The organism is Bradyrhizobium sp. AUGA SZCCT0431, from assembly GCF_018131065.1.
GTDB lineage: Bacteria > Pseudomonadota > Alphaproteobacteria > Rhizobiales > Xanthobacteraceae > Bradyrhizobium.
Genome location: NZ_JAFCLR010000042.1, coordinates 1 through 23,862 on the forward strand (window position 1 = coordinate 1; position 23,862 = coordinate 23,862).

Annotated in this window: 20 protein-coding genes; 9 read left to right on the top strand and 11 right to left on the bottom strand. The window is 61.3% G+C overall.

The window, feature by feature from the left end:
• From JQ567_RS30495 to JQ567_RS30510, 4 genes are all read right to left on the bottom strand, one after another.
• Nucleotides 1-812: AraC family transcriptional regulator (locus JQ567_RS30495; RefSeq protein WP_212442259.1), on the bottom strand; the 812-nt coding region annotated here is incomplete at its 3' end.
• A gap of 220 nt (nt 813-1,032) precedes the next feature.
• Nucleotides 1,033-2,775: an ATP-binding protein gene (locus tag JQ567_RS30500; RefSeq protein WP_249165827.1), complete on the bottom strand. Its 1,743-nt coding sequence runs from the start codon at nt 2,773-2,775 to the stop codon at nt 1,033-1,035.
• A complete protein-coding gene (locus JQ567_RS30505; RefSeq protein WP_212442260.1) occupies nt 2,768-3,181 on the bottom strand; it encodes a response regulator transcription factor in 414 nt (137 codons plus the stop codon). The genes JQ567_RS30500 and JQ567_RS30505 overlap by 8 nt, the downstream gene beginning before the upstream one ends.
• 81 nt (nt 3,182-3,262) lie before the next feature.
• Nucleotides 3,263-3,913, bottom strand: coding sequence for a response regulator transcription factor (locus JQ567_RS30510; protein WP_212442324.1), 651 nt, complete (start codon nt 3,911-3,913; stop codon nt 3,263-3,265).
• A 441-nt stretch (nt 3,914-4,354) separates the two neighbouring features.
• Here JQ567_RS30510 and JQ567_RS30515 point away from each other — a divergent pair, with 441 nt between their 5' ends.
• A complete protein-coding gene (locus JQ567_RS30515; protein WP_212442261.1) occupies nt 4,355-5,284 on the top strand; it encodes an AraC family transcriptional regulator in 930 nt (309 codons plus the stop codon).
• Between the two features lie 26 nt (nt 5,285-5,310).
• On the opposite strand, the gene JQ567_RS30520 is transcribed toward JQ567_RS30515, so the two are convergent.
• Nucleotides 5,311-6,246, bottom strand: coding sequence for a catalase (locus JQ567_RS30520; protein ID WP_212442262.1), 936 nt, complete (start codon nt 6,244-6,246; stop codon nt 5,311-5,313).
• Nucleotides 6,247-6,637: 391 nt separating this feature from the next.
• Between JQ567_RS30520 and JQ567_RS30525 the strand changes: the two genes are divergently transcribed.
• A complete protein-coding gene (locus JQ567_RS30525; RefSeq protein WP_312017495.1) occupies nt 6,638-7,285 on the top strand; it encodes a sigma-70 family RNA polymerase sigma factor in 648 nt (215 codons plus the stop codon).
• Nucleotides 7,286-7,504: 219 nt separating this feature from the next.
• The gene (locus tag JQ567_RS30530) at nt 7,505-8,815 is read left to right on the top strand and encodes an ABC transporter substrate-binding protein (RefSeq protein ID WP_212442264.1); all 1,311 of its coding nucleotides are present in this window, start codon (nt 7,505-7,507) and stop codon (nt 8,813-8,815) included.
• A gap of 25 nt (nt 8,816-8,840) precedes the next feature.
• On the opposite strand, the gene JQ567_RS30535 is transcribed toward JQ567_RS30530, so the two are convergent.
• The 5 genes from JQ567_RS30535 to JQ567_RS30555 all read right to left on the bottom strand — a co-directional run bounded on the left by JQ567_RS30535 (nt 8,841) and on the right by JQ567_RS30555 (nt 14,971).
• Nucleotides 8,841-9,302 (bottom strand): hypothetical protein, encoded by a 462-nt coding sequence (locus JQ567_RS30535; RefSeq protein ID WP_212442265.1) that lies wholly within the window; start codon nt 9,300-9,302, stop codon nt 8,841-8,843.
• 46 nt (nt 9,303-9,348) lie between these two features.
• A complete protein-coding gene (locus JQ567_RS30540; RefSeq protein WP_212442266.1) occupies nt 9,349-10,518 on the bottom strand; it encodes a Gfo/Idh/MocA family protein in 1,170 nt (389 codons plus the stop codon).
• A gap of 39 nt (nt 10,519-10,557) precedes the next feature.
• Complete coding sequence (locus JQ567_RS30545; protein ID WP_212442267.1) at nt 10,558-11,064, bottom strand: hypothetical protein; 507 nt, start codon at nt 11,062-11,064, stop codon at nt 10,558-10,560.
• An 86-nt stretch (nt 11,065-11,150) separates the two neighbouring features.
• Nucleotides 11,151-14,330, bottom strand: a complete 3,180-nt coding sequence (locus JQ567_RS30550; RefSeq protein ID WP_283816596.1) for an AAA family ATPase — start codon at nt 14,328-14,330, stop codon at nt 11,151-11,153.
• Nucleotides 14,331-14,800: 470 nt separating this feature from the next.
• Nucleotides 14,801-14,971 carry a hypothetical protein gene (locus JQ567_RS30555; RefSeq protein WP_212442269.1) on the bottom strand — a complete coding sequence of 57 codons (171 nt, stop codon included), beginning with the start codon at nt 14,969-14,971 and terminating at the stop codon, nt 14,801-14,803.
• A 396-nt stretch (nt 14,972-15,367) separates the two neighbouring features.
• Between JQ567_RS30555 and JQ567_RS30560 the strand changes: the two genes are divergently transcribed.
• From JQ567_RS30560 to JQ567_RS30585, 6 genes are all read left to right on the top strand, one after another.
• Nucleotides 15,368-16,624 (top strand): amino acid ABC transporter substrate-binding protein, encoded by a 1,257-nt coding sequence (locus tag JQ567_RS30560; RefSeq protein WP_212442270.1) that lies wholly within the window; start codon nt 15,368-15,370, stop codon nt 16,622-16,624.
• A gap of 237 nt (nt 16,625-16,861) precedes the next feature.
• Nucleotides 16,862-17,743, top strand: a complete 882-nt coding sequence (locus JQ567_RS30565) for a branched-chain amino acid ABC transporter permease (RefSeq protein WP_212442271.1) — start codon at nt 16,862-16,864, stop codon at nt 17,741-17,743.
• Complete coding sequence (locus JQ567_RS30570) at nt 17,740-18,699, top strand: branched-chain amino acid ABC transporter permease (protein WP_212442272.1); 960 nt, start codon at nt 17,740-17,742, stop codon at nt 18,697-18,699. Before JQ567_RS30565 ends, JQ567_RS30570 begins: the two co-directional genes overlap by 4 nt.
• A complete protein-coding gene (locus JQ567_RS30575; RefSeq protein ID WP_212442273.1) occupies nt 18,696-19,442 on the top strand; it encodes an ABC transporter ATP-binding protein in 747 nt (248 codons plus the stop codon). Before JQ567_RS30570 ends, JQ567_RS30575 begins: the two co-directional genes overlap by 4 nt.
• Nucleotides 19,432-20,169, top strand: a complete 738-nt coding sequence (locus tag JQ567_RS30580; protein ID WP_212442274.1) for an ABC transporter ATP-binding protein — start codon at nt 19,432-19,434, stop codon at nt 20,167-20,169. Before JQ567_RS30575 ends, JQ567_RS30580 begins: the two co-directional genes overlap by 11 nt.
• 62 nt (nt 20,170-20,231) lie before the next feature.
• The gene (locus JQ567_RS30585) at nt 20,232-21,569 is read left to right on the top strand and encodes a cytochrome P450 (protein WP_212442275.1); all 1,338 of its coding nucleotides are present in this window, start codon (nt 20,232-20,234) and stop codon (nt 21,567-21,569) included.
• On the opposite strand, the gene JQ567_RS30590 is transcribed toward JQ567_RS30585, so the two are convergent.
• Nucleotides 21,547-23,250 (bottom strand): NAD(P)/FAD-dependent oxidoreductase, encoded by a 1,704-nt coding sequence (locus tag JQ567_RS30590; protein ID WP_212442276.1) that lies wholly within the window; start codon nt 23,248-23,250, stop codon nt 21,547-21,549. The genes JQ567_RS30585 and JQ567_RS30590 overlap by 23 nt on opposite strands.
• Between the last annotated feature and the right edge of the window lie 612 nt (nt 23,251-23,862).

Sequence of the window (23,862 nt, forward strand, 5' to 3'; positions counted from 1 at the left end):
ATGGCCTGCTCGAGCCGGTGCTGGCGCAGCCAGGCGTGAGGGGAAAGCCCGGTGCTTTCCTTGAAGGAACGGCAGAAGTGGAAGCGCGACAGCCCGGCATCCGAAGCCAGCGCCGCGAGCGAGACGTCCGTATCGCTGTCCGAGCGCAGGCGTTCGATGGCGCGGCGCAGCGCTGAGGGCGACAGCCCACCCAGGGTCGGCTGGAACGTGGTTGGCGAGCCGGTGTGCGCAGCCAACAGGCGCGTGGCCAGCAGGTCCGTCAGTTGATGCCTGAACAGCGTATCCAGGGGCCCATTGCCCTGCATGGCATCGGCCGCGGTCAGGAGCAATCGGGATGTAATGGGGTCGGGATGCGCCGTTCGCTCCAGCAGACCGGTTGGTGCGGCGGTGTCGGCTTCGCGGGCAACGCGCTCGAGCATTGTATGCGGAAGATAGAGCTGAACGACATCAACGGGTTTCGGAATATCCCATCGGGAGCTCGATCCTTCCGGAATGATGATCACGACCCCGGGACGAAACGTTCCAATCGCAACCGATCTTCCCGTCCGCCGCTCCATGCGCTGCATCATGCCGTTGTAAGCCATGATGACGTGATGGGTCATGGGCTCGACGACGTCGTGCAACGGTTCATGCTTCCAGTGGGCGATCCCGGCACCGGAGGAATCCAACGCCATGTGAAAGGGTGTGGTCCCGAGTACGCGTGCCATCTCCACATCGGCAGGACGCCCGTCGGCACTCGGCACGTCGCTCCGGTGCGCTTCAGACGCGGCCGGCAGATCATCCGAAGGTTCGCGCAAGATCGGCTTGCTCATGGTCTCGTGCTCACGTTAGCTATTGTCTCTTGTAGGCCTACAGGATGCTGGCAAACGCCGCGTGACGGTATCGTGCGGCGAGTCTGATCCCGCTGGCGCGGCGGATAGGTCAACCTGTACCTTGGGATAGGGTTGGCGGGACGTGTGTTAAGCCGCAGGCAATCGCGTCATGCGGCCGCCATGCGTGCTATTGATGAGGGTTTGGAGGCGCAATACGCGGTCAGTCCTCGCAATCCGAATTGATGGGAATTGTGAATTGAAACGCCGCACCTCTTGGGACGTTTGCTGCCGCCCACAACCGTCCTCCGTGATCCTCGACGATCGAACGGCAGATCGATAGTCCCATCCCCAGACCGCTCGACTTCGTCGTATAAAATGCCTCGAAGGCTCGTTCGATAGCCCCCTCTGACAGCCCCGGGCCAGAGTCTCGCACCGCAACGAGAATACCGTCAGCTTCAGCCTGGGTGCTGATCAGTAACTCCCGACGGTCGTCGCTCATCTGGCTCATCGCCTCGACTGCATTTACGATCAAGTTCAGCATCACCTGTTGAATCTGGACCCTACTGCCTTGAATGACAGGTAAACCCTCCGCAAATTGAGTCCGCAATTGAACGCTGTTTTTCGACACTTCACCGCGCGTCAATCCGATAACTTCCGAAATCGTTTCATTGATCTCCAAGCTGTCCTTTCGCGTCGGCTCCTTCCTGACCAACGCGTGCGTCCGGTCGACAACTTCAGTGACACGCATGCCGTTCAGCACGGCTCGGTCTATTGCCTTCTTCGCCCTCTCGACATCCGGCTGCTGGCGAGCGAGGAAGCGCTGGGCGGTTTGGGTATTCAACAGCGCTGCCGTGATCGGCTGCTTGACCTCATGCGTAATGGACGCCGTAAGCTGGCCCAGAGTTGCCAGCCGGTTCGCGTGGGCCAATTCCGTCTGCATATTGCGGAATCGCCGCTCGCTCTCACGCGCTTCCGCTTCTGCCCGTCGACGCTCGGTTAGATCGAGCACAAACGCGACACCCTGGCTGTCTGTCCCTTCAAGGGTCGCGATGCCGATCAACACTGGAATGCGGCGGCCATCCTTCCGGATATACTCCTTTTCAAAGGGCTGCACGGCTTTCTTGTTCTTTGCCTCGGACAGCATCAACGCATTCTGATCACGCCATTCGGGGGGCGTCATGTCGGCCCAGCTCACGCGACCGGACAGGAGATCGTGCTGATCATATCCAACGATGCGCAAAAACTCGCTATTGGCATCAAGAATCTGCCCCCCGTCATTCCAGATGACGATGCCGATGATGTTGGCATCGACGAGGCGGCGAATTTTCGCTTCACGTTGTTCAATCTCCCGCTGCGTGGTTGCAATGGATCTCAAATCCGCCTGCAGCACGTCGCGCCACTGCAACAGCAGTCTGAGATAGAGCTCGCTGTATCCGTTGCTTTTCCTGTCGAGAACACAAATCGTTCCAAATATCTCGCCATCGGGCCAACTGATCGGCACGCCGAGGTATGAAATCATGCCCAGTTTGATGTCAGGGTTTGATTTCCACGCCTCGTCCTGCAGGGCGTCCGGGACGATCAACGGTCGACGGGTGTTCATTACAGTCTCACAATAAAGCCCTGTATTGAGACACGCGGCCTCGTGCGGTTCGTAAGGATTCCCCTTGGACTCGCTGGAAACGAGGACTTTGATATTTGGCGGCTCTACCCTCATGATCAAGGCGGAGGGGACATTTACAATATCGGCCAGAAGATCTGCGATCTCCTGCCATTTTCGCATGATGTCCGCAGGTACCTGCATGTTGTGGAGCCTGTCCACCTCGACCCGCATGTTTGTTCCGCGCAAGTCCTCCGAACGCGATGCCACGCTTTCAGATGTGAAATCGGACAACGCCATCCCCGGCGGGGATGTGAATGATTGTTCGCGGCCACCCGCAACGGCCTTGTGGACAGGATTAACCATCAGAAGGCCCCTGCCCATCGCCGTCAGGGCCACAGCCGGCGTGCCTCAGGGCGGACTGCAGGTAACGAAAGAGGACATCGCTGCTTACCGGCTTGGTCAGGTATGCATAGGCCCCACCTCTCATGGCGCGAGATCGGGTCGCCGGATTGGTGTCAGCCGTGACGATGATGACCGGCATCGCGGAACGGAGACTCCGCAAATGCCGCAGCAGGTCAAGCCCGCTATGGCCCGGCATGCTCACGTCGGTAATCAGGCAATCGAACCGGTCAGGGACAAATTCCGCCATGAAGGCCTCCGCTCGATCGAAAGTGCGACACGATAGATCCAGCACCATAAGGAGGTCGGAAAGGGCCTCCCGAACAGCGTCGTCGTCATCTACGATTGCGACCAGGGGCGCTTTGGACAAGCCGATAACCTTCGCTAGCGTGGCCGGCTGACCACACCCTCGTCTCGCCCATTGCTGGCCGGGTCGTAACCATCCTTTGGTCTAGGGTGATTTTTGCTCCCGGATCTCCGCAGGCAGCAGTTCCCAGATGCGAATGAGCTGCCCGACGGACGCCGCCTGCATCTTCTTCGTCACGTTGCCACGGTGGAGCTTGACGGTGATCTCGCTGATGCCGAGATCGAACGCGATCTGTTTGTTGAGGCGGCCCCTTGCCACTTCGCGCATGACCTCGCGTTCGCGCGGCGTCAACTTGGCGTAGCGGTCGACGTGCAGCTTGACGTGCCGGGCGGCGGTCCGCAGCGAAATGTCCTTCTCGATTCCGGCTGTGACGGCGTCGAGCAGCGTCTGGTCTCGGACGGGCTTTGTAAGGAAGTCAATGGCTCCCGCCTTCATCGCCTGCACGGTCATCGCGATGTCGCCATGACCGGTGAGGAAAATGATCGGTCTCGTATGACCGTTCAAGGCGAGATGCTGCTGGAGATCGAGGCCGCTTGCGCCGGGCATGCGAACATCGAGGATCAGGCAGCCCGGCCGCTCCGGAAGATCGGCCTGCAACAATTCCTGTGTCGATCCGAAGCAACATGCGTCGATTCCCACCGACAGCAGAAGTTCTCGAATTGCGAACCGGACGTCCTCGTCATCGTCCACGATCAGGACGAGTGGGCGATCCGTATTGTCGGCAGCCATGCTCATGGGTAATCGGGGTAAGGTTGGTAGGGCGGATGAGCGGGCAAGTGCGGTGGTGGCAAGCATTGCTTAGTCTCCTAATCGCTACTGCCCCGTTGCCTGTCGCGGTCGTTCAACTTGAGTCGATCGTTCGGGGCGTGTTCTAAACTCCGTACAAGTACGGCGTCTTTCCTAAAGCCGCCGTACTTTGCCGGAACCTGCTCCAAGCGCGCAATCGTGATACTAATGGCTGAGACGCCGCGGACGCGTGACCAGGTGATCAAGCAGGAAAATCATTGAATTTGCTCTGAAAATCGCCTTCCCGCGATTGCGCCGGTTGATCTCGCAACAGCTTCGCGTTTTACGAGCAAGTCTAGACGATCGCTCGCTGATATCAGATAATCCGCCGCGACCTCGCGATACGATGATGACCTGCCTGGTCCAGTTCCGCGCATGAGACCGAACCAGATGATACAGACGGGCTTCGGGCAAAGGCTCGGGCAAATCCTGCATTTGAAGGATGCGCCGCCGTCGCTGATGACGCGGTCACTGCGCGGTGTGCAGCTCGCATTCACTGAAACCCGAAATGACAACCCCGTGCCGGGCCTTTCCGGCTCGTTCGCGCTCGAGGATGCTTTTCTCGTCAGCCTGAAACTTCACGATTTCCCGGACTGCGAACTCTGGGAGAATGGCAAGTGCGTGATGAAGGCGGATGTCCCGGCGGGGACGACATACCTGTACGATCTCAAGCGCGATCCCCGCTATGTGATCGACAAGCCATTCCACTCCCTGTTTTTCTACCTGCCGCGCTCCGCGCTCGACAGCCTCACCGAGCAGTCCCGCACGCCTCGCGTCGGTGAGCTCGCCTGTGATCTTGGTGTCGCCCATGATGACGCGGTCATCCGTCACATCGGCGCCTCGCTGCAGGAAGGCTTGCGCCGGCCGGGCGAGACCAATCAGCTTTTCGTCGATCACATGATGCTCGCCCTCGCCGCACACGTCGCGCAGGCGTATGGCGGACTGCGTCCCGACGCCAAACCGACCCGCGGCGGTCTGGCGCCGTGGCAGGCGAGGCGCGCCTGTGAAAGGATCGAGTCCGATCTTGGCGGGAAAATTTCATTGCAACAAATCGCGGCCGAGTTTGATCTGTCGGTCAGCCATTTTTCACGGGCTTTTCGCAGCTCCACCGGCCTGCCGCCGCACCAATGGCTGCTTCGCCAACGGGTGAAGGCCGCCAAGCAGTTGATGACCGTCCCCGACCTGTCGCTGTCCGAGATTGCGATATCGGCCGGGTTTGCCAATCAGAGCCACTTTACGCGGGTGTTTTCGGCCGCGGTCGGCGTCAGCCCGGGAGCGTGGCGCCGCGAAGCGCAAAATGCCCCGGAAAGCGAGAATTGATCCAGGCCAATGCCGGGCGCAGCGGATCAGCGACGCTTCCCCAGTGAGATGACGTAGGCGGCGCGGCGCGCCGCAAAGATCTCGTCGGGCGGATGAGCGATGCCTTCGGCGAGAGTTGCCGGATTGAAGATGGAGGCGTCGCACGCCTCGTTCGCTTCAACACCGGTGATGACGATCGTGCCCAGCCGCACCGTTTCGCGGGCATCCTCATCCGGCCATCGGCTGGTCACGTCCATGACGGGATCGCCGGGACGGTCGAGCAGCGCCATCACGTTGAGCCGGACATCGCCTTTGGCGATCCGGTTCTTGAGGTCGTCGTAAAGGAAATCGGCAGACTTCGCCCTCGCCTGATCCCCGGTCGGCGTGACGTCTGCGCCGACTGGCGCAACCTTGAACTTGATAAACCGCGTCTCGCCTTTCGAACTCGTCGCGGGAAAGGCGTGCACGCCCCAATAGGTCGTGCCGGCAAAACTCCCGGGCGGCGGAAGCGCGGCGATGTAGTTGGCCTGATGCAGCGTTTCGGGATTGGCGGCGGAGAATGCCTTGACTTTCTTCATGTTCGGCTTGCCGCTTGGTCCCGGCATGCGCGCCTTGACGTAAGCCAGCATCTGGTCGAGCGTCCTCGCAAAATGTACCGGAGCGCTTTGCAGGACCATGTCCGAGCGATGATCTTCGCCGCCGAGCCTGAAGCTGAAGCCGCGCAGCACGCCGCTGTCGATATCCACTACTTTGGGATCGCCGCCCACCGAGAATCGCGCCAGCACGCGTGATGGCTTCGTGAAGCTTTGCGATCTCGTTATTTCCGCCGCCCGGTCCGACGGAATATAGGTGCCGCGAACGCATCGGCCCTCGGCAAAGCTCGCGCGTACCCTTGAGCGTACCCTTGGAGGATGACCGGCTAGCGCGTTCAGGGCGTCGACGATGGACGCGGGTGTGGCCGCGCCGGCTGGGAACTGGACCACGGCGGGACCCTGGGTTCGAACACTCGGAGCGCATTTTAGGCACTGTGCAAATCGGGCGTCTTTCCTAAAGCGACCACGTATTGTCCGATCCTGCGCCCCATCCCTGCTGCACGGGCTAATTCACCCTAGACCAGGGGACTAGAAGCACGCACCCCTCGTAGGGTAGCGCAAACGACTCCATGCGACGCATCCTCAGCGCCATCGCGTCAAGAAAATGGAGAGGACGATGCAGGTGAGCGAGCGGCGGCAAGCAGCGGAGAAATTTGTTTCATTGCCGGATCGGTGTCGGGAAGAAGTCCCTTCTCACGGCTCGCTGCCGACTTCTCCGGCCGCGATCCTGCCTGACTTCATCGGCAAGAACCGTAAGTGCTTAGCCGGGCAGTCCGATGCGATCAGCGATGGCAAGCTGGCCTATGCCACCCGCCATGCGACGGAGGTGGAGGAAAGCATCTCCGACGAGATGCTTCTCAAGAGCGTTGCGGAGGGTAACAAGACCGCGATGCACATCATGTTCGCCCGTCACCGCGCCAGAGTCCTTCACTTCATCCAGCGGACGGTCCGTAATCCCGGCATTGCCGAGGATCTCGTCAGCCAGGTATTCCTCGATGTCTGGCGCTCCGCGAACAGGTTCGAATATCGCGCGCGGGTTTCCACATGGCTGCTCTCGATTGCCCGTTTCAAGGCGATCAACTCGCTGCGAGAGCGCATTCACGAGAGCATCGATCAGGATGATGTGCACGGAATCGCAGATGCCGGTGACACGCCGGAAATCGCGCTTGATCGAAAGGAAACCAACGGCATTTTGCGCGCATGCATCGCCAGGCTGTCTCCAGCCCATCGCGAAATCATCGACATGGTCTACGAGCGCGAGAATTCGCCCGCTGAAGTGAGCGAGATGCTGGATATTCCTCTTGCCACCGTGAAGAGCCGGATGTTTTACGCGCGCAAGCAACTTGCGAGCATGCTCGTGAACGCCGGTTTCGAGGTCCCAACATCAACACGGCGGGGAAAGCAAAGTCATCTCGCGGCTTGCATCTAACGTGCAGGCACAGCTATCGGCAATTGATGGGCCTTCCCCAGCCGGCCCCCATGCGACATGCTAAGGGCGGCAGCTTCGAGCGGCGAACATGACGCGGCGACGCAGCAATTGCGGCCGGGAACGCTGCTATCGCGATCAACCGCTCGGCAAGGCCGTTGACATTCCAGCGCATTGTCAAAATACTCGGCCATAACAAAGAAAAATCGATGGGAGGACACGATGCCCACTTCACGCAGAACACTGCTGAAGACTTCTGCGGCTGCGGCCGCCGCATTCAGCTTTGATTGGACACGTGCCCAGGCGCAGGCCGAAACGGTACGCATCGGCCTGATCTACGACTTGACCGGCCCCTTTGCTGCGGGCGGCTCGGTCGCCTCCTCGATCGGCGCGCAGATCGCCATGGATCTCGTCAACGAAAAAGGCGGCATCGGTGGCAAGTACAAGGTCGCCGCCGTCGCCGCCGATTCCCAGAGCAAGCCCGAGGTCGCGATCAATGAGGCGGTGCGCCTGATCGACCAGGAGAAGATCGACATCATCAACGGCGTCTATGCGAGCTCGCATGCGGTGCCGCTCGCGGCCAAGGTCGAGCAGCAGAAAAAGATCCTCTGGATCACGACCGCGGTCTCGACCGCCGTGTTCAAGGACAAGAACCTGCAATACGTCTTCCGCGCCCAGATTCACTCCGATCAGTACGGACAGGCCTTCGCCGGCTTCATCGCCGAGCATGCCAAGGCGAAACTCGGGATGGAGCCCAAGGACGTCAAGGTCGCGCTGATCCACGAGGATGGTCCCTATGGTGTCGGCGTCGCCGCCGCCGACGAGGCCTATTCCAAGGAAGCCGGCCTTCAGGTCGTGCTCCGCGAGGGTTATTCGGCGTCCGCACCCGACCTCTCGGTGCTGGTGACCAAGCTCAAGCGTGCGAGGCCCGACGTGATCTCTCACGCGGGATACAACCCTGATATCACGCTGTTCCTGCGTCAGGCGCGCGAGAACGGCCTCAAGTTCAAGATGCTGTTCGGCGCCGGTGCGGGCTACAGCCAGCTCGACAAGCTGCGCGCCACCTTCGCCGCGGACATCGACAATTTCTGCAATATCGATCCGGTGCCTGCGCAATTGCTCGATCCGACCAAACTGGCGCCCGGCATCGGCGATCTCACCAAGACAATGGTCACACGCTACAAGGAGAAGACCAACGCGACTGACGTGCCGCCGCACTGCTCGATGGGCTTCAACCAGACCTGGATCCTGCTCAACGCCGTGCTGCCCGTTGCCAAGGACAAATACGGCGGCTTCAATCCCGATGCCATTCGCAAGGCGGCGCTCGACGTCGACATCCCGCCGGGCGGCACGATCCAGGGCTACGGCGTCAAATTCTTTCCGCCGGGCACACCCATGGCCGGCCAGAACGAGCGCTCGACCCCGGTCGTCATGCAGAATGCCGGTGAGCACATCTCGGTGGTTTGGCCGACCAATATCAGGACGCAGGACCCGGTATTCCCGCTGCCGAAATCGTCGGTCTACGCGTCGTAGCGTATTCCATCGGGGGCTTGTCCGATCAAGGGCGCTCGGCGCGGGGTTGCTCTCCCGGGCCGTGCTCGCGAGCGATGAAATCCTCGAGCCATAGCGATTCACTGCCCTCGACGGGAACGCGCGTCGACTGCAGGGGTCTCGTCCAGTTGCAGGCTTGCGGGTGATAAAACACCTCTCGACCACCCTTCGCCAGGATGGCGAAGAAAACATAGCGCTGCCCAGGCTGAAAAAAGAACTCGCAGTCCAGCGTTGCGTAGACGTCCATCAACTTGATGGTGCGTGCGAGCCTTTCACCGCCTTTCCACGCGCGCTCGACCTCGATGAGCCATGCGTGCTGGTCTGCGCGGACGACCTTGCCGGCAAACACATATTGGGCGCGGTCAAAGCCGGCTTCGGGAGAGACGGGATCGCAGGAACATGCGTGCGCGGCACCTGCGCTCCACATCCAGCAGACAGCCAGGACCAGCAGCCTCGTCAGATTCGTCATCGGAACCTCCAGGCAGCCCGCAGGAAGCGGGGCGTAGGAGATCAGCTTACAGCGTGACGCGACGGCCCTCTTCGGCGGCCCAATAGCCGGCGTAGTTGACCTTGATCGTCTCAAAGGCCAGCGCGAGATCTGAGAGTGGCTGCCTCCCCGTCGCGACGCATTCCATGAAATCCTGGATTTCCTGCAAGTAGCCGCGCGTCCATTCTTCCTCGAGGCAGACATATTGCCAGCCGGTCTTGCGATCGACCTTTTCGGTGATGTAGACGCTCGCGAGTTTTTCCTCGCTGGTCTGGTAGCTCATCATGTGCGTGTTCGGCGTGATGTTGGCGAACAGCGCGCCACCGCTGGTGTAGGTTTCGATCAAATTGCGCACGCCGCCGGCGATCATGTCGCCGGAAAATATCGTCGCCTTGGTGCCGTCGGAGAAAGTAGTGGTGAGCGTACCCCAGTCTTCGACGTCGACCGGATTGGACTTGATGACGCCGCGCTCCTCCGGCCGCAGGCATGCCGCGACGTTACCGACGTCGCAGCTGACGCTGGCGACGCTGATCGCCTCACCCCGTGCTTTCGCCTCGACCTGCTTGAGATAAAGCACCGCCGAAAGCGGATGGCATCCCATCCGGATCAGCGAACCGCCGCCGGTCATCGCCCATTGCGCGGCATGCGCCGCATGCGAGCCGCTGTGGCTCTCCTCGCCTTTCATGAACAGGATCTTGTCTTTGGTGGCACGGAGGATCTCCACGGTCTTGGTCACCGCCGGCGCGTAGATCCAATCCTCCGCATACATGAACAGCTTGCCGGCCTTCTCGATCGCCGCGCGGGTGCGCTGCATTTCCTCCAATACGCGCTGGTACATCAGCGCCTTCGGCACCTGCTTGCCGATCGGCGCCTTGTCGCCGTCCTGCCCGAAATAGCCCGCGAACGGCTTTTCGCAGATTACGTGCTTGCCGGCCTGCATCGCCTCGACGATCATCGAGGCGTGCAGATTGGGCGGCGTGCAGATGTCGATGACATCGAGCTCACCATCGGTGATCAAATCGCGAAAACTGCGATACGCGTTCCGGATCTGGTGCCGGCGGGCAAAGTCGAGAACATGATCGCCGCGTGCCGCGACGGCCCTGACCTCGACATCCAGGCCGTAGACGCGCTTGTACGCATACATATGCAGCTCAGACACAAAGCCGCAGCCGGCCAGACCGACCCTGATCTTTGCCATGATACCTCCAGGAGTCTTGTCTAGCCGGCCGCAATTCGGCTAGCTACCCTTCTTTGGCTCTTCGAAAGGGCACACCATCGTAAATTTAAGGGTCGGCTCAGCGTTGAGTGTGGTCCATTCTATCTTGACGTCGTGGAGCGTCGGATCAAGATCAGCAGCCTTTTTCACCATCACATCGATGATGATTTGAATCGGTGGCTCCGAATTAAAGCACTTTCGAATCGCGGCATCGGCTAAGTCGCACTTTGTCGCGGGAACCGCGGCATCGCTCGGCGAAAGCGGCAGCTTGTTGGGTTGCTTCGAGAGACTGTCTCGGGCCGCCTGCATCGATTCCTGCCAAAGCTCGTGGGTTTTTCCGGGCCACTTATCTTTTGGCGTCAGGATAGGCTGATAGTCACCCCACTTCATGGTGGCCAGATTAAACCCTGCATGCTCTTTCAGTTTCTTGACGCTGTCCGGCATAGCCTTGGTCGTATAGTTGACGTTCATGGCGTAGATAAATTTCGGGTCCTGATAAAACCCGGCAAGAAAGCTCTGCTCACCCATTGTCACCTCCACTTTGTTTCACTGCCTCAAGAGGCCGTTTCACACCAGACGTAAATTGACGATGTATCAAAGTTGACGCGCAGCATTCAGTGCCGAACGGACTCGCCGTTCACCTTGACCAGTAACGCCTCAGCTCTTGCGACAAGAGGCTTATGCTCAAGCCGCTCGGCAATGGCGATACAGTTCCGCAAGCATTGGCCTATTTGTTCCGGATCGGCCTCCGGCCGCATCGCGAACATCCTCCCTTCCGACAACCATGTTTCCGCTTCAAGACCTTCATACCCTTGCTGGCGAGCTCCAGCGCGAACGGATCTGACATTTTCCAGCGCATCCGCAGACGTGTTCTGTGCAAGCGCCAGATAGTTGGGCGCCCGCAACATGACTGATGAATGACCGACCGCCTGTGCCTGGTCCCGTGCTTCCGTCAAAACGACTTTGGCCTCGTCGATCAGGCCGAGCTCCAGATTTGCCATACCGCAAAGGCAGGCAAGAATTGGGACGTATAGTTTTGTTTCGTGTTCCTTGGCCAGCTTCAGCGCCTTCTCAAGCTCGACTTTTGCGCCCGCGAAATCGCCGCGATTGAGCAGGATCGAGCCCGAGCAATAACCAACCGACACGCGATCGATGGGTCGGCCGGTGCGATCGGCAATCGCGCGCGCATGACCCTGAATGGCCTCTGCCTGGTCCCAGTCACCCCGCATACTCAGCACGACAGCCCACATCATGTAGCAAAGGATAGCCAAACCTTGCGGCGTGTTACCGAGCGGAGCCCTGGGATCCGGTCCCGTCAGTTGCTGGCACGCGCGTGCAAACATTTTCTCTGCGTCACGGCACCGGCCCGCAACAAAGTACGCCTGACCCAAGCCAAACTCCGCGTAGCTCAGCCATCCACGATCGCCGAGTTGCTCGGCCCTCCCGACAGCCTCCTCCCCCGCCTCGATCGCTTCGACGGGCGCGCCATAAAAATTGAGCGCCGCTGCGCGCACCGCCATAGTCGCGACCTTGCGCGCATGGTCCCCGATCGCCGCTGCGCGCGCATCGGCCTCCTTCGCCAGGCTCAGCCACTTGTCGACGACGCCGAAGGAAGAAAACGCCACGCGCGACTCAATCCGCAGATCGATGGCAAGTGCCTCGCGCTCGGCCGATAGCGGCGCCTTGTCGAGCGCATCGATCGCAATCCCGAAATATTGCGCGCCCTCGGCCAGTGCCGAACGATCAATGCATTTCCTGGCAATGTTGCGGGCGAACAGGGCGCTCTTTCGCCAGTCCTTTGCGCCTGTTGCGTGGTAGAGAAGAACGTCGGACTGGTCGTCCAGACGACCCGACGCTCCAGCCTCGATGCTGGCGAGAATTCGCCGATGCAGTTTTTCACGCGCCGCTTCCAGCATGGATTCGTACGCTTCCTGGCGGATCAGTTCGTGCGGAAATTCGTAGACGTGGCTCGGCAACAGGCTGACTTCGATCAGGAGTTCGGCGCGATCGAGCGCGGCCAGTTGAGACTGCAGCTGCTCGTCAGGCAGACCCGTCACCTCCTGCAAAATGCGGGCGGTTGCCTGTGTTCCGACCGCAGCCGCTGTTCGAAGCAGAATCTTTTCATCCCAACTCAAACGATCAATGCGCGCGGCAATCATGCCTTGAATGGTCGCGGGCATGCCCAATCTATCCGGAGAGATGTCAACGCTGGCGCTATCGTGGTGCCCGCCGAGAACGACCTGATCCGAAAGACCACGACACACCTCTTCGATGAAAAGCGGTACGTTGCCGGTGTGCCGGAGGATCCGGTCCTTCAAGTCCGTCACCGACGGCGAATGCCCAAGGATATCGTCCAGCATTTCGCGACCGGCGTCGTCGTCCAGTGGACGCAACCACAGACTGACCGAGCTTCGTCGGCTACGCAGCTCCGGCGTTCCGGTGGGCCTGCTGGTGGTCACGATCAGCAGGGGATGACGGGCGGTCAGTGATTCCAGGGATTCAATTGGCGCCGCACTCGCACTATCGATCCAGTGCAAATCCTCGATCAGAAGCATAACCCGCGAGTCCTGGGTAATGCGCTCAATGACGGCACGGCTTGCCTCTGCAATTGCCCGGCCACGTTGCCTCGGCTCAAGCTTGCTCCAATCCGGATCCGAAACCGGGAGGTCCAGCACGGCATCTATCGCCGCGTGCCAGATCGGTGGCAGACCGGCGAGCGGATCCTCGCCCGGGATCGGCTTGCCGGCCCGCAAATGTGGCGACAGGGCCGATTGCAGAACGTTCTTCAACACGGCAAAGGGCGAGGCTTGCAAGGGTGGGCTGCATTCGGCCTCGATCACGCGCCATCCGGCCGCCCGCAACTCCTCCACAAACTCGTACACCAGACGCGATTTGCCGATGCCCGGGTCGCCAAGCACGGAAACCATTTTCCCGTCTTTCGCGATTCCGTCCGCCACCTGTCGAAGAGACTTCATTTCAGAGTCTCTTCCGACAAACCTGCCGATGCTTCGAGCCTTGCGAACCTGCCAGGTTGAAAGCTGGTGAACCGCGACCACCCTGTACATCGGAATTGGGTTTGCGAAGCCCTTCAGATGCCTTGGCTCCATCGTCTCGAAGTCGATGAACCCTTCGGATAGCAGCCGGCACGCTTCCGAGGCCATGATCTGTCCCGGTGGGGCGACAGCCTGCAGTCGTTCCGCCAGATGCTGTGCTGATCCGCCGAATTCGTAGACGTGGGAGACGTCACTCAAAACGACATAGGCCAGGACGTAGGCGGAGTGCAGCCCCACGCGCACCTGGATGCTCGGGTCGCCAAGTTCTGCCACACGCCGGATCAGTTCGATCGCTGCGTGGCAGGCAAGGCGACTATGGTTATCGTCAGCGCTTGGGGCGCCAAACGCGGCCACCAATCCGTCCCCGAGCTCCTTGCTGACCGTGCCGCGAAATTGGCGAACCGCCGCTCGCATCGCCGACAGCGCGGGTTCGAGACGGGAGACGGCATGTTCGGGGTCGAGGTCCGCAACGATAGTCGTCGAGCCGACAATATCCGCGCGAAGAATCGTTACGAATTTGAGTTCGGCCTTGCGTTCGGTAGAGGCCTGGACATCCTCGGCAACAGCGCCGCCGCCGTTGATGGTTACGCGCAGTGAGTCCCCGCAATACGCGCAGAAACTGCTTTCCGGCCGATTGGATTTACCGCAGCTGTCGCATCGCTTTTGCAGCGCCCGAGCCCCGCAGGCCGCGCAGTACTTGTCCCGCTCATCCATTGCCGATCGGCACGCATCACAAAACATAATCGCGTCCTGACGGGATCAGTCGATTATTCGCGCAATTTCTTGTGTTTAGCCTTGTATTTAGCTTCCATTCGGAATGGTGACCCATTCCGCCCGCCTCTGCAAGGTTGTTATCCCCGATGAACCACCGGATTAAGACGGCCTTTTGTCTGCCCCCGCGTCTGGATGCGCCGATGGTAACTTTGCGGGGTCAAGCCTTAACCATGTCGGCTCATCGGAGCAGATCGGACGCTGGCAGCCCCGAACTCTCGGGGTACCCGCCGCCAAGCGGTCATACCGCCCGACGGAAAAAGCCTGCCCTTCGGTGGGCGGACTCGACATTCATCGCGGATGAGATGGTCACCGCCTTGCTTCACCACCTGAACAGCAGTTGCGCGGCGATGTAGCAATAGACGTTGAGGCTCGATTTTGTTGGCTGCCATCCAACGCTGACACCCAAGGTAGATGCAAACGATCAGTGAAGAGAAAGCCTACTCGCCCTTGAGGTCCGCATCACGGACCACCGCGCGCCGCTTGCGCGTCTCGTCGTCGATGAATTTGCCGAACTCCGCGGCCGTGCCGCTGCACGCTTCCAGCCCCTGGTCTAGCGGGTTTTGTTTCAGCTCGGGACCGGCAAGCGCGCGGCCAGCCTCTGCCTGCACCCAAAGGTCAGGCCCTCGGGCCGTGACTTGCCGTAAGCGTTCAGCTCCTGCAGGTCCTTGAACGGCGCCTGCGCATTGGCGATCAGAAATATCGGCGCAACGACCTTTCAACTCACCGACTGGCCTCGCGGCACCGGGCCCATCGGCGATCCCGGGCCGCCGTCCCGCGGCGGGAATGGGCGATCTCCCATGTCTGCGCCGGCGGCCGGCCAGCGCGGCCAACGGTCGCGGCAGCCTCACTTCGGATGATCCCCCGAACGTAGGGTGCCAAAGGTTGCATCCGCGTTCCATTCTGGCTTGTGGCCGGGCGCGCTTTAGTTCTAACCTTGCAGCAAAAGCGCCATAGAGCGCGGACAGGCGACAAGAACCAAACAGAACGAGATCTTGGGAGGATCAATGAAACGCAGGACGCTTCTCGGCGGAACGATCACCGCCGCCGTGCTTGGCCTAACTTTTGGGCTCACCTCAGCCGCACTCGCTCAGCAACCCCCGATCAAGATCGGAATGTCGATGGCACAGACCGGCGGTCTGGCGGGCGGCGGCAAGGCCTCGCAGCTCGGCATCGAGATCTGGCGCGACGACGTCAACGCCAGGGGTGGCCTGCTCGGCCGCAAGGTCGAACTCATCGTTTATGACGACAAGTCGAGCGCTTCGGAAACGCCGGCGATCTATTCCAAGCTTCTGGACGTCGACAAGGTCGATATCCTGTTCGCGCCCTACGCGACCGTGCCCACCGCGCCGCTGATGCCGCTGGTCAAGCAGCGCGGCATGTTGCTGATGGGCAACTTCTCGTTCCAGGTGAACAGCAAGGTTGGCCACGACATGTGGTTCAACAATGCGCCATGGGGACCGGCCGACAGCTGGGCCGCGTCCTTCCTCGAGCTCGGCCAGAAGGCCGGCGGCAAGACCATCGCGCTGCTGGCGGCCGACCAGGAATTCGCGCAGAATCTGGCGCTGACCGCACGCGACGTCGCCAGGAAGATGAACATGCAGATCGTGTTCGACCAGGCCTATCCGCCGAACACGGTGGAATTCTCCTCGATCCTGCGTGCGCTCAAGGCTGCCAAGCCCGACATCGTCTATGTCGCGTCCTATCCGCCGGACTCGGCCGGAATTTTGCGCGCCGTGAACGAAATCGGGATCGGCAACAACGTCAAGATCTTCGGCGGCGGCATGGTCGGGCTGCAGTTCGGCGCGGTCATGGAAAACCTGGGCTCCCTGCTCAATGGCGTCGTCAACTACAACACCTGGCTGCCAGAACCGAGCATGCAGAACGAGGGGACCAAAGCGTTCTTCGAGACCTATACCAAGCGCGCCATCGAAGCCAAGGTCGATCCGCTCGGCTACTATCTGGCGCCGTTCGGCTACGCCAGCGGCCAGATGATCGAGCAGGCGATCAAGGCCGTGGGATCGCTCGACCAGAAGGCGCTCGCAAAGTATCTGCGCGAGAACGAGCACAAGACCATCGTCGGTCCGATCGCGTTCGCCGCAGACGGCGAGCGCAAGGAATCCGCAACGCTGCAGGCGCAGTTCCGTGGCGTCGTGGACAAGAATATGGACCAGTTCCGCAAGCCCGGCACCCAGGTGATCCTGTTCCCGGCGAAAATGAAATCCGGCGATCTCATCAGCCCGTTCGAGGCTGCCCGGAAATAACCATCGCGGCTAGAGTCCCGTTTCGATTGAATCGAAACGGGACTCTAGATTCCTTATTTTGACGCGTTTTCTTGACGCGAACCGGCATCCACTTCGCTGGAAAACGCTATGATCTCCGGACCATGGTGCGCTGACCCCGGTCGGCGCACCAACGCCCCGAGCAATTTGAGTGGGAAAGGCAGCGCGTGCGCGAACCGGGTAAGCGGCGGCTCAGGAGCGGGTCAAGGGGGACCTTACGTGTTTTCATTTGAACTGCTGCTCGATGCAGTAGTGCTCGGGGTGCTGCTCGGCTGTTTCTACGCGGCGGTCAGCCTTGGGCTGTCAGTCGCGTTCGGCCTGCTCGACGTTCCCCACGTCGCGCACCCGGCCTTTCTGGTGCTCGCGTCCTACGCCGTCTATGTGCTCAACGAGTTCTATGGAATCGATCCGCTGCTGGCGGGACTGCTGATCACCCCGTTCCTCTTCGTATTCGGTCTCGCCGCCTATCGCCTGTACTACGAGACCTTCGAAAGGCGCGGCAGCGACGCCGGCGTGCGCGGCATCGCGTTCTTCTTCGGCATCGCCTTCATCATCGAAGTCCTGATCATCCTGCAGTTCGGCGTCGACCAGCGCTCGGTCACCGCGCCCTATATCGGCAAGGCCTGGCGGATCGGCGATATGCGGATTCCCTACCGGCTGGTAGTCGCGTTCGCCGTCGCCGCTTTGCTGACCACCCTGCTGGCGCTTTATCTGTCCAAGACCTTCATGGGACGCGCGATCCGCGCGGTCGCCCAGGACCAGGAGGCGCTGCGGCTGATGGGCGCCAATCCGATCCGGATCAAGCAATGGGCGTTCGGTATCGCAACGGCCGTGCTCGGCATTGCCGGCGCCCTGCTCATCATCGTCGCCCCCGTCGATCCGACGCTCGACCGCGCCTATATCGGGCGGACATTCTGCGTCGTCGTCATGGCGGGGCTCGGCAGCATGACCGGCACGCTGGTCGCCGCCATCATCCTCGGCGTCGCCGAATCGATCGTGCTGACGCTGTTCGGCGCCTCCTGGGCGCCGGCTATTTCGTTTGCGATGCTGCTCGGCGTTCTCGCCGTGCGGCCGCAGGGCCTGTTCGGCAGGCGATCATGAAGCGCAACGGCATCTTTTTCTGGGTTGGCGCGGCGGTCTTTCTGATCGCCATTGCGCTGATGACAAAGCTCATCACCAACGAATACCCCTTCTTCGCCGGCTATGTGATCCTGCAATTCATCGTGCTCGCGGTGGCCTGGAGCATCCTCGGTGGCCATGCCGGCTATGTGAATTTCGGCACCAGCGCGTTTTTCGGCATGGGCGTCTACACGGCGGTGTTCCTGTTCAAGGTGGCCGGCGCGCCGCTCCTGGTGCAGATCGCCGCCGCCGCCGGCGTCGGCGCGCTGATGGGCTTTGCGCTGGGCCTGTTGACCCTGCGCATGCAGGGCATTTTCTTCTCGATCGCCACAATCGCGCTGACCATCGTGATCGAGACCTCGATCACCAACTGGCGTTATGTCGGCGGCGCGGCCGGCATCCAGTTGCAACGGCCGCCGGTGACGTGGCCGTTCTCCGGCTATGTGCAGATGCTGTTCTTCGTCCAGGCGGTGCTCGTGGTGCTGGCGGTTGTGATTTCGCGCTACATCCAGAATTCGTGGATCGGCCGTGGCCTGCAGGCGCTGCGGGACGACGAGCTCGCCGCGGAATGCACGGGTGTGCCGACCTTGCGGCTGAAAGTGCTGGCCTGCGTCGTCTCCGGCGCGCTGATGTGCGCGGCCGGCGCGCCCGCGGCGATGTATCTGCAATATGCCGACCCCTCCTCCGCGTTCAACCTCAACTATTCGGTCTCGACGCTGGCGATGTCGCTGATCGGCGGCACCGCGCATTGGGCCGGCCCGATCGTCGGCGCCATCCTGCTGGGCACCACGCAGCAATTGCTGACCGTGACCATCTCCTCGGAAGTGAACGTGCTGGTGCTCGGCGTCATGCTGGTGCTGTTCGTGGTGGCCGCACCGGAGGGCCTGATCGGCCTGCTGCGCCGGGTTCGCCGCCATCGCAGGGAGGGCAAGCAATGACGCCCCCCGACACCAGCGCACCCCTGCTGCAGATATCAGGGCTTACAAAGCGCTTCGGCGGCTTCACCGCGCTCGACAATGTCAGCGTCGACATCCGCCCCGGCGAGCGGTTCGGCCTGATCGGCCCGAACGGCTCGGGCAAGACCACGCTGATCAACTGCATCTCCGGCGCGTTCCGCACCGAGGCCCGCACCGTGGTATTCCGCGGCGAGGACATCACGCAATTGCCGGCGCATGTCCGTACCCGCCGCGGCATCGCCCGCAGCTTCCAGATCCCGCGGCCGTTCAAGAGCATGACGGTGGTCGAGAACCTGATGGTGGCGCTTGATTTCGCGGTGGCCACGGATCCGCTCGTCTCGGCTGCGCACCGGCACGAGACCGCGATGTCGATCCTTGCCGGCATGGGTCTCGCGTCCAAGGCCGATGCATCCGCCACCACGCTGAGCCAGGTCGAACTGCGCAAGATGGAGCTCGCCCGCGCGATGGCGACGCGGCCAAAGCTGCTGATATCAGACGAGGCGATGGCCGGGCTTTCCTCTTCGGAAGTCGACGAGGTGCTTGATCTCTTGATGAGCCTTGCGGACCAGGACATCACCGTCATCATGATCGAGCACATCATGCAGGCGGTGATGCGTTTTTCGCAGCGCGTGATGTGCCTCGACGCCGGCAAGATCATCGCGATCGGCGCGCCGAACGAAGTCATGGCCAACCAGCGGGTGCAGGAGGCCTATCTTGGCACTTAGCCTCGCGATAACAGACCTCGATGCCGGTTACGGCGCCGTCAAGGCGCTGCGCGGCGTCTCGCTCGACGTCCAAGCGGGCGAAACCGTTGCCCTGCTCGGCACCAACGGCAACGGCAAGAGCACGCTGATGAAGTGCGTCGCCGGACTGGTGCGGCCACAACGCGGAACCATGCAGCTGACGATCGACGGCACCGCGCATGACCTGACCAAATTGTCGCCGGAAGCCATCGTCGATCTCGGCGTTGCGATGGTGCCGGAGGGGCGGCGGCTGTTTCCCAAACTGACGGTGCTGGAAAACCTGATGCTCGGCGCCTTTCGCAAGGCGGCCCGGCGCGACATCGACAAGAATCTGGCGCAAGCCTTCGAAACCTTTCCGGTGCTGAAGGACCTGCAGAAACAGCTCGCCGGCACCATGTCCGGCGGCCAGCAGCAGATGCTCGCGATCGCGCGCGCGCTGATGTCCTCGCCGCGCCTGCTCTTGGTCGACGAGCCGTCGGTCGGCCTGTCGCCGCTATTGGTATCGCAAACCATTTCCAAGATCGGCGACCTCAATCAGCGCCTCGGCCTCACCGTGCTGATGGCCGAGCAGAACTTCAACCAGGCGATCCGCATCGCCAACCGCGGCTACATTATCGTCCACGGCGAGATCGTTGTCGCGGCCAGTTCCGTCGACGAATTGAAGGGTAATGACATCGTCAAACGGCTCTATCTCGGCGGCATAGCCTGATGGCGCAAGACGGCGCGCACGCGTTCTCGTAAAGTCGGCCGCCTGACCGGAGAAAAGAGCCGATGCGTCTCCTCAGCGAAGACTTCCCCTTGGGCCTGCCCGCCGGACCCGTATTCCCCAGAGCCTATCCCGAGGTCGAGCCGGACGCGCTGTCCAATGTCGAACTGTTCCTGCAGGGACAGCCGTTCGACATTTATGCCCGGCTGCGCGCCGAAGCGCCGGTGGCGTGGCAGCGTGAGGGCAGTAACGGCCCGGGCTTCTGGGCACTGACCCAATATAACGACGTGATGCGCGTCGATGGCGATCCCAAAACCTTCTCGTCGCAGAAGGGCGGCATCCTGATGGCCTATGGTCCGCCCGAAACGCGGCATCCGCTGCTGTTCCGCGCCTCCGTCGACGCCATGATCAACATGGACGCGCCCTGGCACCTGCAGCTCCGCAAGGAGCACATGCCCTATTTCACGCCAGGCTATCTTGCGGGCATCCGGGAGAAAGTGGCTGCCGAGACCACGCGGCTGATCGACGGCATGGCCGGCCTTGGCGAATGCGACCTGGTCGAGACGCTGTCATCGCGCCTGCCGCTGTTCACGCTGTGCGAAATCCTCGGCGTGCCGGAAGCCGACCGGCCGAAATTCCTTGACTGGATGCATTATCTCGAAGTGGCCGGCCATGTCGCGGCGACGCAACGCAAAAATCCGCAGCCGACACCCGAGTTCATGGCGTTCGTCAAGGCGTTCAACGAAAACGTCGCCGAGATGTTCGCCTATGGCCAGCACATGCTGCAGAAGCGCCGCGCCGATCCAAAGCCCGATCTGATGAGCGCGATCGCGCGCGCCACCATCGACGGCGAGCTGCTGCGCGACGAATATCTCGACGGCTCGTGGCTGCTGATCGTGTTCGCGGGCAACGACACCACGCGCAACTCGATCTCCGGCTCGATGAAGCTCTTGACCGAATTTCCCGATCAGAAGCGCGCGCTGATGTCCGACCTATCGCTGCTGCCCAACGCTGTGGATGAGCTGATCCGCATGATCAGCCCGGTGATCTACATGCGCCGCACGGCAACGGAAGGTACCGAGATCGGGGCACAGAAGATCGCGGCCGGCGAGAAGGTCATCATGTATTACGGCGCCGCCAACCGCGATCCCGCGATCTTCCCGGATCCTGATCGCCTCGACATCCGCCGCGCCAATGCGTCCAGGAACATCGCCTTCGGCTTCGGCCCGCATGTCTGCATCGGCAAGCGCGTGGCGCAGCTGCAGCTCGAGGAAGTCTATCGCCAGCTGCTGACGCGGCTGCCGGATATCGAATACGCCGGCGGCATCGAAATGGCGCCGAACAATTTCGTCCACGCCATCCGCAAACTGCCGGTGCGGTTTACTCCGCAGCGCTCGATCTGACCGCTGGCCGTACCGAAGGCCGCGCGCCCGACGCAAACACGATGTCTTCATAGCCCTTGGCGACGGCGTCGTTGATGGCGGCGACGTATTTCGGCGTGCCGCCGTTGTAGACGAAGTAGCGGTACTTGCCGTGCTCGTGGCCCGGAACATTGGAATTGTAGCCGGTGAACCACGATTTGGCGTTTCGCATCAGCATGATGGCGTACATCTTTTTCACATGCGCGCTCCAGCGCTCCTGCGCCGCCAAAGTTGGATCGGCGCTGGTGTAGCCGCGATCCCAGATGTGCTTGAGCAAGCCCATGCACCAGTTGACGCCGGTCTCGATGCCGCGCGGAAAATTGGTCGAGGCCGAGCCGCTTTGCGGGCCGGTCGGCATCAACAGGTTCGGAAAACCGTGGACGAGCATGCCGAGGAAGGTCGACGGACCGTCCTTCCATTTGTCGTATAGTTTCTCGCCATTGATTCCGGTGATGTCGATCTGGTCGTACGCGCCGGTGATGGCGTCGAAGCCGGTGGAATAGATGATGATGTCGAAATCATAATCGCGCGCCGACGTGCGCAGGCCGGTTTCGGTCACGCGTTGAAGCGGCGTCTCGCTGATATCAACGAGATGTACATTGTCGCGGTTATAGGCCTCGAAATAATTCGTCTCGAGCGGCACGCGCTGCACGCCAAAACCATGGTCCTTCGGGATCAGTTTCTCCGCAGTGACAGGATCCTTCACGCGCCGGCGGATGCGGTCGGCGATGTAGGCGGAGAACTCGGCGTTCGCCACTTCGTCGGTAAAGATCTCGCGGAAATTGCTGAGCCAAATGCCAAAGCCGGGCTCGTCGTAGAGTTTGTCCCACAGCGCCAGCCGCTCCTCGCGCGTCACCTCATAGAAGCCGCGCCGGTCGGGCTCGTGTTCGAAGCCGCCGGGGCTGCGGGCGCAAGCCGCGAAGATGTCGTCATAGCGCGCGCGGATATCGGCCATCTCCTCGTTCGAGATCGGTCCGTTGTTGAGGGGGGCCGCCCAGTTCGGCCGGCGTTGGAACACGGTCAACTCGCCGACCTTGTCGGCGATTTCGCCGATGACCTGGATCGCGGTGGCGCCGGTGCCGATGATCGCGACCTTCTTGCCCGCCATCTCGACCGGCTCATGCGGCCAGTAGAAGGTGTGGAACGAACGGCCCTTGAAGGATTCCACGCCTTCCAGCCGTGGCAAGGTCGGCGTCGAGAGCAGGCCGATCGCCAGGATGACGAACCGGCAGGTCAGCTCGCGGCCATCGTCGATCCTGAGCCGCCAGATGTGCTGCGCTTCGTCGAACTGCGCAGCCTCCACCTTGGCGTTGAACTGCATGTATTTGCGCAGATCGAATTTGTCGGCGACATGGTTGAGGTAGCGGAGGTTTTCAGGCTGACCCGAGAAGCGTTCCTTCCAGTGCCACTCGTTGAGCAATTCCCGCGAGAAGGAATAACCATAGGTGTAGCTCTCCGAGTCGAAGCGTGCGCCCGGATAGCGGTTCCGGTACCAGGTCCCGCCGAGGTCGGGGGAGCCGTCGAGCACCGTGGCATCCACCCCGAGATCGGCCAGACGCTTGATCTGATAGATGCCGGCCACACCAGCGCCAATCACGATCACTTCGTAATGCGACTTGTCGCGGGGAGCCTTGTCGTGGGGAGCGTTGGTCCCTTCGGTCATTTTCCACCCGGTCTTTGTTGTTCTTGCAACGACGGCGCTTTTGTCCGTCACTATAGCAATAATCCGCGGCATATACTTGCGTCAGGATGCCGGTGTTGCGCCGCGGAATTCTGCCGTGAAACATTGTTTGAAATCGAACCGTTATCGCGCTTGCTGCGATTTCCCGTGCCCTGCAGTTTCGCCCTGCAATCAATTTCCACCCATGCACGAACCCTGATTGCACAACCAAAATGCATCTGGGATGGTTGCCTCAGGCGGGAACAGTCGAGGGGGCCCATGAGCTACCAGCACATCACATGCGACCTCGACGGTCCCTTGATGATCGTCACCCTCAACCGTCCGGAAAAGCTGAACGCCTATACCGGCCAGATGGGCGCCGAAATCGCCGATGCCTTTGAACGCGCCGACACCGACGACGATGTTCGCCCATCATCGTCACGGGCGCCGGTCGCGCCTTCTGCGCCGGCGCCGACGTGCGCGAGGGCGTCAAGGCCTTCCTCGAAAAGCGACCGCCGGAATTTCCCGGGAAAGTATCGCAGGATATGCCGAGCCAGTATCCCTGGTGGAAATAGAAGCCGCGATCGTGTGACAATCAACGCAGACAAGCAACAA